General features: G+C 67.9%; 8 protein-coding genes. 2 read left to right on the plus strand and 6 right to left on the minus strand.

Features of this window, described 5'->3' with window-relative positions; translation table 11 throughout:
• Window positions 1-85: 85 nt before the first annotated feature.
• Entirely contained in the window at window positions 86-2,002 is a 1,917-nt protein-coding gene (gene edd / locus RAB70_RS15705) for a phosphogluconate dehydratase (RefSeq protein ID WP_148828437.1), read from the plus strand.
• A 76-nt stretch (window positions 2,003-2,078) separates the two neighbouring features.
• Window positions 2,079-2,732 carry a bifunctional 4-hydroxy-2-oxoglutarate aldolase/2-dehydro-3-deoxy-phosphogluconate aldolase gene (locus RAB70_RS15710; protein ID WP_148828438.1) on the plus strand — a complete coding sequence of 218 codons (654 nt, stop codon included), beginning with the start codon at window positions 2,079-2,081 and terminating at the stop codon, window positions 2,730-2,732.
• A gap of 156 nt (window positions 2,733-2,888) precedes the next feature.
• On the opposite strand, the gene RAB70_RS15715 is transcribed toward RAB70_RS15710, so the two are convergent.
• From RAB70_RS15715 to RAB70_RS15740, 6 genes are all read right to left on the minus strand, one after another.
• Entirely contained in the window at window positions 2,889-6,005 is a 3,117-nt protein-coding gene (locus RAB70_RS15715) for a discoidin domain-containing protein (protein ID WP_192578920.1), read from the minus strand.
• A 471-nt stretch (window positions 6,006-6,476) separates the two neighbouring features.
• Window positions 6,477-7,313 (minus strand): carbohydrate ABC transporter permease, encoded by an 837-nt coding sequence (locus RAB70_RS15720; protein WP_017909683.1) that lies wholly within the window; start codon window positions 7,311-7,313, stop codon window positions 6,477-6,479.
• Window positions 7,310-8,191, minus strand: a complete 882-nt coding sequence (locus RAB70_RS15725; protein WP_010342668.1) for a carbohydrate ABC transporter permease — start codon at window positions 8,189-8,191, stop codon at window positions 7,310-7,312. The genes RAB70_RS15720 and RAB70_RS15725 overlap by 4 nt, the downstream gene beginning before the upstream one ends.
• The gene (locus RAB70_RS15730; RefSeq protein ID WP_017909684.1) at window positions 8,188-9,483 is read right to left on the minus strand and encodes a sugar ABC transporter substrate-binding protein; all 1,296 of its coding nucleotides are present in this window, start codon (window positions 9,481-9,483) and stop codon (window positions 8,188-8,190) included. The genes RAB70_RS15725 and RAB70_RS15730 overlap by 4 nt, the downstream gene beginning before the upstream one ends.
• Window positions 9,484-9,494: 11 nt before the next feature.
• On the minus strand, window positions 9,495-11,081 hold the full coding sequence (locus RAB70_RS15735; protein WP_407136839.1) for a glucoamylase family protein: 1,587 nt from the start codon (window positions 11,079-11,081) through the stop codon (window positions 9,495-9,497).
• A 130-nt stretch (window positions 11,082-11,211) separates the two neighbouring features.
• Complete coding sequence (locus RAB70_RS15740) at window positions 11,212-14,184, minus strand: TonB-dependent receptor (protein WP_148828439.1); 2,973 nt, start codon at window positions 14,182-14,184, stop codon at window positions 11,212-11,214.
• Between the last annotated feature and the right edge of the window lie 36 nt (window positions 14,185-14,220).

Below are 14,220 nucleotides of genomic sequence, written 5' to 3' on the forward strand. Positions count from 1 at the left end.
TTACCGCTTCCCGCTCTTCCGCTTCCCGCTCTTTCGATTCCCGATTCCCGTTTCCCGATTCCCCCCTTCATAGCCACGTCCGCCAATGAGCCTGCATCCGACCCTCCACGCGATCACCGAACGCATCCGCCAGCGCAGTGCGCCGTCGCGGCGCGCCTACCTGGCCGGCATCGACGCCGCGCTGCGCGACGGTCCGTTCCGCAGCCGCCTGAGCTGCGGCAACCTCGCCCACGGCTTCGCCGCCTGCGGCCCCACCGACAAGAGCCGGCTGGAAGGCGGGATCACTCCCAACCTCGGCATCATCACCGCCTACAACGACATGCTCTCGGCGCACCAGCCGTTCGAGCACTACCCGGAGATCATCCGCAGCACCGCGCGCGCCCTCGGCGCCACCGCGCAGGTGGCCGGCGGCGTGCCGGCGATGTGCGACGGCGTGACCCAGGGCCGGCCGGGCATGGAACTGTCGCTGTTCTCGCGCGACGTGATCGCCCAGGCCACCGCGATCGGCCTCAGCCACGACATGTTCGACACCAGCCTGTACCTGGGCGTGTGCGACAAGATCGTGCCGGGCCTGCTGATCGGCGCGCTGGCCTTCGGCCATCTGCCGGCGGTGTTCGTGCCGGCCGGGCCGATGACTCCAGGCATCCCCAACAAGCAGAAGGCCGAGGTGCGCGAGCGCTACGCCGCCGGCCAGGCCACCCGCGAGGAGCTGCTGGCCGCCGAATCGGCGTCTTACCACGCCCCCGGCACCTGCACCTTCTATGGCACCGCCAACTCCAATCAGGTGCTGCTGGAAGCGATGGGCGTGCAGTTGCCCGGCGCATCCTTCGTCAACCCCGGCACCCCGCTGCGCGAGGCGCTGACCCAGCAGGCGACCGAGCGCGCGCTGCGCATCACCGCCCTGGGCAGCGACTTCCGCCCGCTGGGCCGCTTGATCGACGAGCGCGCCATCGTCAACGCCGTGGTCGCGCTGATGGCCACCGGCGGCTCCACCAACCACACCATCCACTGGCTGGCGGTGGCGCGCGCGGCCGGCATCGTACTGACCTGGGACGACCTGGACGCGCTGTCGCAGCTGGTGCCGCTGCTGGCGCGGGTGTATCCGAACGGCGAGGCCGACGTGAACCACTTCGCCGCTGCCGGCGGCATCGGCTTCGTGTTCCGCGAGCTGATGGACGCCGGGCTGATGCACGACGACCTGGCCACCATCGTGCCGGGCGGCATGCGCGCCTACGGCGACGAGCCCTGCGTGCAGGACGGCAAGCTGGCCTATGTGCCGAGCCCGGCCAAGAGCGCCGACGAGGCCGTGGTACGCCCGGCGTCCAACCCGTTCGAGGCGCAGGGCGGCCTGCGCCTGCTGCGCGGCAACCTCGGCCGCTCGCTGATCAAGCTGTCGGCAGTGAAGCCGCAGTTCCGCACCATCGAAGCGCCGGCCGTGGTGATCGACGCGCCGCAGGCGCTGAACAAGCTGCACGCCGCCGGCGCGCTGCCGCACGACTTCGTGGTGGTGCTGCGCTACCAGGGCCCGCAGGCCAACGGCATGCCGGAACTGCATTCGCTGGCGCCGCTGCTGGGCCTGCTGCAGAACCAGGGCCGGCGCGTGGCGCTGGTCACCGACGGACGCCTGTCCGGCGCCTCTGGCAAGTTCCCCGCGGCCATCCACGTGACCCCGGAAGCGGCGCGCGGCGGCCCCCTGGCACGCGTGCGCGAAGGCGACATCGTGCGCCTGGACGGCGAGGCCGGCACCCTGGAAGTGCTGGTGGACGCCGCCGAGTGGGCGGCGCGGCCGCTGGCGCCGAACACCGCGCCGGCCGCGCACGACCTGGGCCGCAACCTGTTCGGGCTCAACCGCCGCATGGTCGGCCCGGCCGACCAGGGTGCGCTGTCGATCTCCTGCGGCCCGCCGGCCGCCGACGGTGACCTGTGGAACTACGACGCCGAGTACGACCTGGGCCGCGATGCCGAGGCCGCCGCCGCGCCGCACGAAGCCAAGGACGCCTGACCGGCGCCGCCGTTCGCCCTACCCCGCCCTGGCCGTGCGCGGCCGGGGCCTCGCCCCCTTCGCAACCGAGACGCCCATGACCATCGCCGAACACCAGACCAAGGCCGAACAGCTGCTGCGCGCGGCCGGCATCCTGCCCGTCGTCACCGTCCACACCCTGGAAGAAGCGCGCCGCGTGTCGGCTGCGCTGCTCGAAGGCGGCCTGCCGGCGATCGAACTGACCCTGCGCACGCCAGTGGCGATGGACGCGCTGGCGATGCTCAAGCGCGAACTGCCGGACATCGTGATCGGCGCCGGCACCGTGCTCAACGCCACCCAGCTGCAGCAGTCGATCGACGCTGGCGCCGACTTCATCGTCACCCCGGGCACCACCCCGACCCTGGCCGACGCCCTGGCGCAGGCGCCGCTGCCGGTGGTGCCGGGCGCGGCCACCCCGAGCGAACTGCTGGCGCTGATGGAGCGCGGCTTCCGCGTCTGCAAGCTGTTCCCCGCCTCCGCCGTCGGCGGCCTGGCGATGCTCAAGGGCCTGGCCGGCCCGCTGGCCGACCTCAAGCTGTGCCCCACCGGCGGTATCGGCGAGAGCACCGCCGCCGAATACCTGGCCCAGCCCAACGTGGTCTGCATCGGCGGCTCGTGGATGGTGCCCAAGGACTGGCTGGCCGACGGCGCCTGGGACAAGGTGCGCGAGAGCTCGGCGAAGGCGGCGGCGATCGTGGCGGCGGCGCGGTAGCGCCTAGCCGGGAATCGGGAGTGGGGAGTCGGGAATCGTTAAAGCCAGAACCTCGGCTCTCACAACTCGATACTCCAGAAAGAAAAAAAGCGCCGGCATGCCGGCGCTTTTCTTTTGCTGTTGCGATTCCCGATTCCCCACTCCCGATTCCCGGCCTCAACGGACCTCGATCTGCACATCCGCCGGCAACGCGTGGATGCGCAGTTCGCCGTGCTCCCACTGCGCCGCTTCGCCGTTGACCAGGGTGCGGCCCGGTTCGCCCGGGTACGGCCACGGCAGCACCAGACCGCCGCTGGGCATGCGCAGGCCCTCGGGGATGTTCAGCAGCAGCCGGTTCTTCTGCCGGCGCAACTGGTAGCTCAGCGGGCCCTGCGGGGTGCGCAACTGCTCGATCGCCACGCCCTTGCCGTCGAGCCAGTCGGCGGGGATGCCGGCGGCCAGCACCAGGCTGTCGTCGACGTCGCGGGCGTAGGCGAACATGTCCAGCACCGAGCGCACGAAGTCCGAGGCGACCCAGGCATGCGGCAGGTCGCCGAGGAAGAACGGCTTGCGCGGCGTGCGCGAGACCACTTCGGCCCACTGGTTCCATGGCTGCGGCGTGCGGTCCTTGAAGAAGAACTGCGTCGCCTCCCAGGCGCGCTCGCGCCAGCCCAGGCGCACGAACGCGGACACGTTGCGCCACTCGTAGGGGGTGTAGTCCTTCCACTGGCGGGTGCCGTCGCGGCGGCCGACGAATTCGCTCCAGTAGCGCTCGAAGGTGTTGTCGAGCAGCGCCTGCGGCAGCCGGCCCTGCTCGCCGCCCGGCGCCAGCGCGATGGTGGTCGAGGTCGGATCGAAATCGCCCAGCTCCGCCGAGCCCGGCAGGAAGTCGATGTGGTGCTGCTGGGTGGCCGCGTCCAGCGAGGCGTACAGGTCCTGGCGGAACTGATCGCGCGAGGCAGCGAAGTGCGCGGCATCGTCGATGCGGCCCAGTTCGGCGGCGATGCTCACCGCGTCCTTGTAGCCGCGCAGCGCCCAGAAGTTGTCCCAGTACGAGTGCATCGGCTTGGCCGAATAGCCCTCGTGGCTGATCGACACCGGCATCATCCCGTAGAAGGCCGCGTTGCGCGCGCGGTTCTCGTCGGTGCGCTCGCTCAGCCGCAGCTGCTCCATGTAGGTATAGGCGCCGAGCACGTGCGGCCACATCTGCTCCAGGAAGGCGCGGTCGCCGCTGTAGCGGTAGTAGTCGGCGACGCTGTAGATCAGTTCGCCGTGGCTGTCGTTCTCCGGCACCGGGTCGCTGCCGCGGTCGTCCACGCAGCACGGCACCATGCCGTTGGCGAACTGGTACGGCGCATACCACTCCACGTACTCGCGCACCACGTCGGCGCGGCCCAGGCGCAACAGGCCTTCGGAGATCATCGCGCCGTCGCGGATCCAGCTGCGCGAGTACGAGCGCGTGCCCGGCTGCAGGCGCGGGCCGATCCGCGAGATCAGCATGTGCGCCAGCGCGGTGCGCAACGTGTCGGTCACCGCCTTGCCCTGCGCCGGCACGTGCAACTGCACGCGGTCCAGCTTCTCGTGCCACTGCGCGGCGACCTGCTGCTGCGCGCGCGCCGCGTCGAAGCCCGCCGGCACGCCGGCGCTACCGGTCTGCGGGATCACCAGCGCGACCTCGCGCACCTCGCCCGGGGCCAGGCGCCCGCGATACAGCAGCGCGCCGGAGGCCAGCCCATCGGGATCCTGCGCCTGCTGCGGCAGGCCGCTGGCGTCGGTACTCAGCCGTTCGACGTCCATGCCGGCGTCGAACGCGCTGGCGTAGGCGGCATCGGGCTTCTGCACCGCGAACACCCGCGGCTGGCCGTTGACCTGCACCTGCGTCCCGGCGAAGGCCAGCGAGCGGATCGGGCTGACCCCGCCGACGGTGTTGAGGAACTGGCTGGGCGGATTGACCTGGAACGGACGCACCGCCAGCGCCAGGGTGTAATCGTGCGGCTGCTTGCCCGGGTTGCTGAGCCGGTAGCGCGCCACCAGTTGCGCCTGCTCCGGCTCGCCCTGCACGAAGGCGGTCACGCGCAGCGCGGCGTTGTCGTGGGTCCAGTCCACGCTGGGAATCGGCAGGTAGTCGTCCTGCAGGCTCTGCGCGGTCTTGACGTCGGCCCAACTCAGGCGCTTGCCGTCCAGCAGCAGGAACGGCTCGATGCTGAAGCCGCCCTTGCCCACCTCGATCGCGCCATCCTCGCCGACCAGGCCCTGCTCGCGGCCGCCATCCAGGCCGACGATGGTCCAGTACGGCTGCTCGCCGCTGAAGCCGCGCGGGAACCAGCCGCGGGTCGATTGCGCCGCCACCGACTTGATGAAGTCGTTCTGGGTCGCGGCGAAGGCCAGCGGCTGCAGCGTGATGTCGGCGATGCCGTAACGGAAGCTGGGGCCGTCCTGCAGGTCGAAGCGCACGTAGCGCGCCTCGGTTTCCGGCAGCGCCAGCCAGTCGGTGCCGCCGTTGCCGGCGGTCACGCTGCGCAACTCGCGCCAGCTGCGCCCGTCGGCCGAGCCCTGCACGGTGTAGCGCGAGGCATAGACGCCCGGCGCCCACTGCACCTTGGCGCCGCCGAACTCGCGCACCTTGCCCAGGTCCAGCATCACCGTCTGGGTCTTGGCGTTGCCGCTGTACCAGACGGTGTCCGGCTTGCCGTCGGCGATGCGCTGCTCCAGCGCCGGCGCGGTATCGGTGTTGACCTTGACCGTCAGCGGCGAGGTGTCCTGCGGCGGCAACGGGGTCAGGGTCAGCTGATCGAAGCACACCGTGCCGGCGCCGCCGACCTGGTTGTAGATGGTGAACTCGATCTGTGCGCTGCGGGTCAGCTCCTTCTCTGGGCTCGGCCCCCAGGCCTTGTCGATCTGCCGCTTCTTGTAGGTGACCGTGCTCCACTGCGTGGGGAAGTCGTAGCGCGGCCGGTTGACCCACCACACGTTGTCGCCGCTGGCGTCGACCAGCTTGAACTGCAGGTCGTTGCTCGGCGACTCGCCGCGCAGCTGGAACGCGAACTGGTAGTTGTCCGGGTAGTCGATCGGCACGCTGCGGCGGATCCCGGCATAGCCGGACACGCCGTTGAAGTCGTAGTCCAGGCACAGCGCCTTGGCGCGGCCGCCGCTGGGCGCCTGCACCAGCCGGGTCGAGGCGGTGACCTGGTTGGAGACGACGATCTGCCACTTGTCCAGATCGTTGAAGCTGTCCAGCGTCACCGTGGAGGTCGGCGGCGCGGCGACGGCATGGGCGGCCGCCAGTCCCAGCATCGCCAGCATCGCGCGTGCGCACGTCATCGCCATCCCGTCCCTCATCGCCTTCCCCGTCGCTGTCGTTTCGTTGCGTGTCTGCTTGTGTGTGTCTGTGCATGCCCGCGGGCATCGCACCCGTCGGCGCCCCACGGCATCGCGTTGCATGCTGTCGCGGCTGAAGCCGCTCCTACACTTCAGGTCTGGCCATCCATGGCCGGGCGTTCGGCGCAACGCGCGCCAGTGGCGCTCGATGTTCCGCTTCACCGCTGCCATCCATGGCGTGACAATCCCACACCAGATCGTCCGGCCTGGCCATCCATGGCCAGGCGTTCGCGAACGCGCGAGCCAATGGCTCGCAGGCGCGTCGCCGCACTCGCCTGTTTCCCATGCCATCCCTGGCGCAACCGATCGGCTCCGGACGACCCGGCCCGGCCATCCATGGCCGGGCGTTCGGCGCAACGCGCGCCAGTGGCGCGCAAGCGTTGCGCCTCACCCCTTCACGCTGCCGAGCAGCAGGCCCTGGATGTAGTAGCGCTGCAGCGCCAGGAACAGCGCCAGCACCGGGACCACCGTGACCACCGCGCCGGCCATCATCATCTCCACGTCCATGATGTGCTCGCGCGACAGCGCCGCCAGCGCCACCGGCAAGGTGTAGTGCTCCTGGTCGGTCAGCACGATCAGCGGCCACATGAAGTCGTTCCACGCGGCCATGAAGGTGAAGATGGTCAGCGTCACCAGCACCGGCTTGAGCATCGGCAGCACGATCTGGAAGAAGATCCGCAACTCGCCGGCACCGTCGATGCGCGCGGCCTCCAGCAGCTCGTCCGGGATCGAACGCGCGTACTGGCGCACCAGGAAGATGCCGAACACCGTCGCCAGCGCCGGCACGACCACGCCGCCGAAGTTGTTGACCAGGTGCAGCTGCTTCATCAGCAGGAACAGCGGCAGCATCGCCACCTGCGCCGGGATCACCAGCGCCGCCAGCAGGATCTGGAAGATCCGTTCCTTGCCGACGAAGCGCAGCTTGGCGAAGGCATAGCCGGCCATGGTGTTGATCAGCAGCGAACCGAAGGTGATCGCGCACGACACCAGCAGGCTGTTGGCGAAGTTGCGGGCCATGCCGGTGCGCGAGAACAGCTCGCCGTAGTTGGCCAGGGTGGCGCCGGTGGGCAGCATCGGCGGCGGGAAGCGACTCGCTTGCCCGGCCGGCATGAACGACACCGACACCATCCACAACAGCGGCGCCAGGCTGATCACGGCGAGCAGCAGCAGCCCGCCGTTGACCAGCAGCGTGTTCCAGCGCGAGGCGCCGATCTCCCGGCTCATACCAGGTCCCTCTTGCGGCCGAAGCGCAGCATCACCGTCGTCACTCCCAGGATGATCAGGAACAGCAGGAACGCCACCGCCGACGCGCGGCCGAGGTTCCACCACTTGAAGCCTTCCTCGAACATGTAATACAGCACGCTGACCGTGCTCTGCAGGGGATCGCCGCGGGTCATCACGTAGGGTTCGGCGAACAGCTGGAAGTAGCCGGACACGGTGATCACCCCGACCACCAGCAGCACCGGCCCCAGCATCGGCAGGGTGATGTGCAGGAACTGCCGCCACTTGGAGGCGCCGTCGATGCGCGCGGCCTCGTACAGGTCCTGCGGGATCGCCTGCAGGCCGGCGAGGAAGATCACCATGTTGTAGCCGAAGTTCTTCCACACCGCGAACAGCATGATGGTCGGCATCGCCCAGTGCGGGTCGCCGAGCCAGTCGATCGGGCCGATGCCCAGATGCGCCAGGCCGTAGTTGACCAGGCCGTAGCTGGTGTGGAACAGGTAGCGCCAGATCACAGCCACCGCCACCAGCGTGGTTACCACCGGCGCGAACAGCGCGGTGCGGAACAGCGCCTTGAAGCGCGCCACCGGCGCGTTCAGCAGCAGCGCCGCGCCCAGCGAGGCGCCGATGGACAGCGGCACGCCGACGATCACGAAGTACGTGGTGTTCCACAGCGACTTCCAGAACATCGGCGTCTGCAGCAACTCGATGTAGTTGCCGAAGCCGACGAAGCGCAGGTTGTGGCGGTCGGCCAGCGAGTACAGGTCGAAGTCGGTGACGCTCAGCGCCAGCGCCGACAGCACCGGCAGGCCGAAGAACACGCCGATCACGATCAGCGCCGGGCCGGCGAACAGCCAGCCGATCAGGGAACCGCGCTTCATGGCGCCGCTCCCGTGGCCGGCGCCGCCGTGCCTTCGCGGTGCTGCTGGTGGATCCAGCGGCGTTTCTCCAGGATCTCGTCGACCCGCTTGTCCAGTTCCCGCATCGCCTTCTCCTGCGGCTCGCCGCCGCGCACCACGCGCTCGGTGGCCAGCCGCATCTCCTGCACGATACGCTCCCACTCCAGCACCTTCGGTGCCGGCTTGACCCGCTCCAGCTGATCGCGGAAGGCATGCGCCAGCGGATCGTCGGCCAGCGACGGATACGCCCAGGTGCTGCGCCGCGGCGGCATGTCGCCGATCAGCGCGTGGAAGCGCGCCTGGATCTGCGGCCGCGACAGGAACTCGATCAGCTTCCACGCCGCGTCCTTGTGCTCGGACTTGCGGAAGATCACCAGGCTGGTGCCGCCGGCGATGCCGGCGCCGGGGCCGTCCGGGCCCGGCAGCGGCATGGTGCCCCACTGGTCCTTGAGCGCAGCCGGCTGCACCTTGCGGAACTCGCGGATGTTCCACGGGCCGGAGATGTAGAACGCGTAGAAACCGTTGAAGAATTCGTCCCAGACGTTGGAGATCTGCGTCTCCGACATCTTCGGCGCCCAGCCTTGGTCGAACATGTTGGCGTAGAACGCCAGCGCCTTGCGGAAGCCGGGGCTTTCGAAGTTGCCGTAGTTGTTGTGGTCGCGCAGCAGCGGATCGGGCAGCTGCAGGCCCAGCGACAGTTGCTGCTCGAACTCGTTGAGCGGCATCAGGATGGCGTAGCGCTTCGGCCCGACATGCTTCTTCACCGCCGCCATCGCCTGCTCCCACTCGGCCCAGGTCTGCGGCAGCTTGGTCACCCCGGCGTCGCGCAGCATGTCCTTGCGATAGAACAGCAGGCGCGTGTCCACGTACCAGGGGATGCCGTAGAGCTGGCCATCGATGACGCTGGTGTCCCAGATGCCGGGGAAGTAGTCCTTCGGGTCGACCACCTTGGAGCGCTCGACATAGGGCTGCAGAGGCTGCAGCGTGCCCAGTTCGGCGAATTCCGGGATCCAGGTGTTGCCCAGCTGGCACACGTCCGGCAGGCCGTCGGCAGCGAAGGCGGTCAGCAGCTTCTCGTGCGCGGCGGTCCACGGGATGTTCTGGATGTCCACGTGGATGCCGGGATTCTCCTTCTCGAACTCCGGGATCAGCTCGGCCACCACCTCGGCCTCGCGGCCCATCGCCCAGAACCGCACCACCTCGCCCTGCGGCGCGCGCGCGCACCCGCACACGGCCACCATCAGCAAGCCCAGCGACACCCAACGACCGATCATGCGTGCTGCGCTCATTCGGGCTTCTGCGGCTGGCGCTGGTCGGGGTTCTGTTGCGCCTGCGCAGCGGCGGCGCGCGATTCGGCGATGCCGATCGCCCGCGCCGCGGCGGCCTGCTCGTCCTTCTTCGGCACCGGCTGCGCCTCGCCCTCCGGAGTCAGCCAGCCGCCGCTGAAGCCGGCGCGCTCCAGTCCGGTGCGGATGTACTTGTTCTTCTTCATCACGTTCCAGACGAACTCGTTGCGGTAGTTGGCGATCATGGTCAGGATCGGGCCCTGGTCGATGCCGATGTAGTCGCTGGAGACCCAGCCGCGTCCGGGCACGACGCGCCCGGTCTTGAGCGGGATATCGTAGTTGAAGCTGGGGTTGAACGAATCCAGGAAGCCGTAGCTGGAGTAGATGAAATCGCCGTAGCGCTTGTGCATCTCCTCGGTGGCAGGAATCACCACTTCCGGCGCGAACACCAGCGAGGCCACCGCCGCGGTCGGCGCGATGGTGCCGTCGTCGAAGTTCTCGCGCAGGCCGGCGCCGCGCGAAGAATAGTGGCGGAACTGGCGTTGTTCGCCGCGATACTCCTGCTCGGTGTTCTGCGGCCCGTCGCTGGCGGTCAGGCCCCACACGTTCTCGCCGTAGTCCTTCCACTTCATCGGATTGGCGATGGCGTACTCGCGCTGCGCGAGCACCGCGCGGCGGCTGTTGAGGAAGTAGTCGATGCCGCGCTCGCGCATGTACTGGTCCTGGATGTCGCGGAAGTCGATCCAGACATGGCTGTACTGGTGCGCGAACATCGGCCCGAACGACAGGTATTCCTGGCCGTAGTACACGCCCCAGTCGTTGTTGTAGGTGCGGGTCCACACCGTCCACGCATCCGGGCTCACCGCATGGGTGGGCGATCCCAAGGCCAGCACGTACAGCATCATCGCTTCGTTGTAGCCCATCCAGTCGTGGCTGATGAAGCCGCTTTCGGGGAACCAGCCCATCGAGATCAGCGGATCGCGCTGCTGCAGCCAGGTCCAGTCCACGCGCCGGTACAGCGTGTCGGCGATCTCGCGGATCTCCTTCTCGCGCGGGTCGTCGCCGTCGTAGTACGACTGCGCGAACAGCACGCCCATCATCAGCAGCGCGGTATCCACGCTCGACAGCTCCACCCAGCTGTCGTAACGGTGGCCGTTCTGCATGTCCAGAAAGTGGTAATAGAAGCCCTTGTAGCCGGCCTTGCCGGTGCGCTGCGGGCCGACCGGCGCATCGCGGAAGAACTTCAACGTGGTCAGGGTGCGATCCACCGCCTGGGTCCGGCTGATCCAGCCGTTCTCGATGCCGATGGGATACGCCGTCAGCGAGAACCCCACCGACGCGATGCTGGCGAACGGACGCGACGGGAAGCGGTCGGGAGTCAGGCCATTGGTGTCGTTGGTGGTGTCCCAGAAGAACTGGAAAGTGCGCCGCTCGATGTCGCTGAACAGTTGCGGCAGCTCGGGCTTCAGCGGTTTGGGCGGCAGTTCCGCCTCGACCAGGATCACCTGCACCGGCTTCTTCTCCACCGCCTTCGGCTCCTCGACCTTCTTACACGCCGTCAGCAGCACCCCTGCTGCCATCACCATCAACGAAAACCTGATGAACCTGCGCTGCTTCTTCATCGTGCCCCCCGTGAAATCGTTTACATGCACGCAAAAAATACCCCACTTCCGCATCGCCGCGGCCCCCGGTGCACGGGAGCCGCGGCGACCTTGCTTACCAGTTCAAGCCGAACGACAGCTTGAACGTCCGCATCGGCGAGGCGAGCACGCCGTTCGGCGTACCGAACGCCGTATTCAGATCGGCGTACGTTCCGGTTGCGGTGTTGTAGTCCGCGTAGTTGGTCCAGTTGAACAGATTGATGACATCGGCGCGCACGTTGAACTTGATGCCCGACCCGGTATCCCATTCCTTGTTCGCCGCCAGGCTGAATTCCTTGTAGCCCAGCGTGGCGTCCGGCTTGTACTGAATGATATAGCACTGGTCGTTGCCCGCCAGGCAGTTGGTGCCGTAGCGCGGGGTCTGGCTGGCCAGCGACAGCTTGGCCGACAGGGTGACGTCGTACGGCAGATCGTAGATGCCGGTGACCACCAGGCGGTTCTTCGGGATGCCGCCGGCCTCACGCCAGCCGTAGCCGGCCATCGACGGCTGGTCCAGCGCATAGTGCTCGCCGTACTGGCGGTTTTCCTTCGCGTCGGAGAAGGTGTAGGCCACGGTCAGGCCCCAGCCCGATTCCTTGTCGTAGGGCTTGTCCAGCTTCAGCGCCAGCTGGTTGTTGCGCGTCTTCAGGCCGTTGGTGCCGAGCACGATCGCGCTGTAGCCGTTGGGCGAATCGGTGGGCACGCCGGAGCTGGTGCCGGGCAGGAAGAACGAGCCGTCGGCACGGCGGTTGCCACGCAGGAACACGAAGCCGTCCTCGCTGACGATGCGGCTCAGGGTCACGTCCGTGTACCAGTCGTTGCCCCAGAAATGCAGCATGTTGCGCATGCCCAGGCTGAACTGGTCGGAGTACGGCACCTTGATGTTGTTGTCGATCAGGTACACCTCGCGGCCGCCGCCGGTGCCGGCGGTGGTGGAGGCCGCCAACCCGTTCAGGCCTGCCTGGGTCGCATAGCTCGGGTCCCATGCCACGCACGGCTGGCCGAGGCACGGCGTGTTGGCGCTGCTGAAGTAGTAGCTGTAGGAGCGGAAGTTGTTGTTGAGCTGCTCCAGCGCCAGGTAGTCGAACAGGTTGCGATCGTACGCACGACCGGCACCGCCGTAGATCACGTGCGCCTGGTCGCCGAACAGGTCGTAGGAGAAGCCCAGGCGCGGCTGCCAGGCATCCTTGAACGCCTTGCGGTTGTTGCCGGTGCTGATGTAGTTGGCGATGTCGTAGTTGGCGTTGTCCAGGTTGCGCCAGTTCAGCAGCGCGCTGGCGACGTCGGCCGGGGTGACGAAGTCGAGGAACGACGGGGTCTTCTCGTAGTCGTAGCGCACGCCCAGGTTCAGGGTCAGGTGCTCGTTGACCTCCCAGTCGTCCTGCAGGTAGATGCCGTACTGCTTGTTCTGCGACTGCACCGAACCGCCGTCGCCGGTGTCGCCGAAGCGCACCCGGTACGGGGTGCCGACATCGCTGAGGATGTTGTAGTAGTACTGCGGATTGGCCGGATTGATCTGGGTCGAATCGAGCTGGATGTCCTTGTACTTCAGGCCCATCTTGATGGTGTGGCTGCCGTGCCAGTCGAGGCTGTTGAGGGTCAGGTCGTCCTGCAGGGTCCAGCCCTTCTGGCCCTTGTTCTGGAAGCTGCTGCCGGCGCCGGCGCTGAGGATGGTGGTCTCGTTGCCGGCCTGCGGCACATAGGACAGCACGTAGCCGCTACCGTCGGTGAGCGGGGTCTGGGTCCAGAACGCGCTCTCGTAGCTCAGGTTCAGATCGTTGAGGAAGGCCTCGCCGCTGTACTGCCAGCGCAGGTTGGCGCGCTTTTCCTTCTGCCCGTTGCTGCTGCCGTGCTGGTAGGTGATGGTGTTGCCGATGTCCGACAGCTCGTCTTCCTTGCGGTACTTGCCGGTCAGCTCGAACAGGTTGTTGTCGCCCAGGGTCCAGTCGATCTTGCCGAAGTACAGGTCTTCCTTGAACGGGGTGCTGTAGGTGGCGACCAGCGGCTGCAGCTGCGCCGGCAACTGGTCGACGCGGTCGGCGTAGATGCCGCCCGGGATCACCGTGTTCGGCGTGGTGTATTCCTTGGCCTCGTAGGCCACGAAGAAGTGCGCGCGGTCCTTGAGGATCGGGCCGCTGAAGGTGGCGCCGTACTGGGTCTCGGAGAAGTCGTCGCGCTGGCCGGCCTTGCGCTCCAGCGGGCTTTCGGCACGCCAGTCGTCGTTGGTCGTATCCCAGAAGAAGCTGCCGTGGAAATCGTTGGTGCCGGACTTGGTCGAAGCGACGATCGCCGCGCTGCTGACCTGGTCGAACTCGGCCTTGTAGTTGGAGGTGATGACCTTGTACTCGCCGATCGCCGACTGCGGGAACGGGTTGCCGCGGCTGGAATCCTGGCCGCTGACGCCGCCGGTCAGCACGTAGTTCTTCTGGCTGATGCCGTCGATGTAGACGTTGGTGCCGTTGGCCGAGGTCGCGCCGGAGCGCACCGTGGTGTTGCCCTTGGCGTCGCGCTGGAACTGCACGCTCGGCACGCTGTCGGCAAGCTCCAGGAAGTTGCGCGTGGCCTGCGGCAGCTTCTCGATCTGCACGTTGGAAATGTAGGTGGCGTTCTCCGAGGTACGGGTTTCCACCAGCACCGGCGGCGCCTGTACCTGCACCGCGTCGAGCGTGGTCGCGCCCTGCCCGTTGGCGGTGGCCGCTTCGCCGCCCACGCCCAGATCCAGGGTGGCGGTCTGGCCGACCTGCACGGTGACGTTCTGCGAGGTGGTCTTGCCGTCGGCGGTGACGTCGATGCGGTAGGAGCCCGGCGGCAGGCCGCCGACCGAATACACGCCGTTATTGGCCTGCACGCTGCGGCTCAGACCGGTGGCCAGGTTGGTGGCGGTGACCTGCGCGGACGCGGCCGGCGCCGAATCGACCTTGACCTGGCCGCGGATGGTGGCGCCGGTGCTTTGCGCGAATGCCGGCGCGGCGCCCAGCAGCAGACAACTGGCGAGGGCGCAGCTCAACAGCTTGCGCGTGGGCCGGGCGGAGTGCGGGGTGTGTTGCATGTGGGGTTTTCCCTCCAGGAAGACGTGATGCTCGTT

The sequence above is a fragment of the Xanthomonas sontii genome, from assembly GCF_040529055.1.
In the GTDB taxonomy this organism is placed as follows: Bacteria; Pseudomonadota; Gammaproteobacteria; order Xanthomonadales; family Xanthomonadaceae; genus Xanthomonas_A; species Xanthomonas_A sontii.

Excerpts from the sequence above, each read along its gene's own strand:
- RAB70_RS15735 (WP_407136839.1), bottom strand. The coding sequence starts at position 11,081 with ATGGTGATGGCAGCAGGGGTGCTGCTGACGGCGTGTAAGAAGGTCGAG.
- RAB70_RS15720 (WP_017909683.1), bottom strand. The coding sequence starts at position 7,313 with ATGAGCCGGGAGATCGGCGCCTCGCGCTGGAACACGCTGCTGGTCAAC.
- edd (WP_148828437.1), top strand. The coding sequence starts at position 86 with ATGAGCCTGCATCCGACCCTCCACGCGATCACCGAACGCATCCGCCAG.
- RAB70_RS15715 (WP_192578920.1), bottom strand. The coding sequence starts at position 6,005 with ATGCTGGGACTGGCGGCCGCCCATGCCGTCGCCGCGCCGCCGACCTCC.
- RAB70_RS15730 (WP_017909684.1), bottom strand. The coding sequence starts at position 9,483 with ATGATCGGTCGTTGGGTGTCGCTGGGCTTGCTGATGGTGGCCGTGTGC.
- RAB70_RS15725 (WP_010342668.1), bottom strand. The coding sequence starts at position 8,191 with ATGAAGCGCGGTTCCCTGATCGGCTGGCTGTTCGCCGGCCCGGCGCTG.
- RAB70_RS15740 (WP_148828439.1), bottom strand. The coding sequence starts at position 14,184 with ATGCAACACACCCCGCACTCCGCCCGGCCCACGCGCAAGCTGTTGAGC.
- RAB70_RS15710 (WP_148828438.1), top strand. The coding sequence starts at position 2,079 with ATGACCATCGCCGAACACCAGACCAAGGCCGAACAGCTGCTGCGCGCG.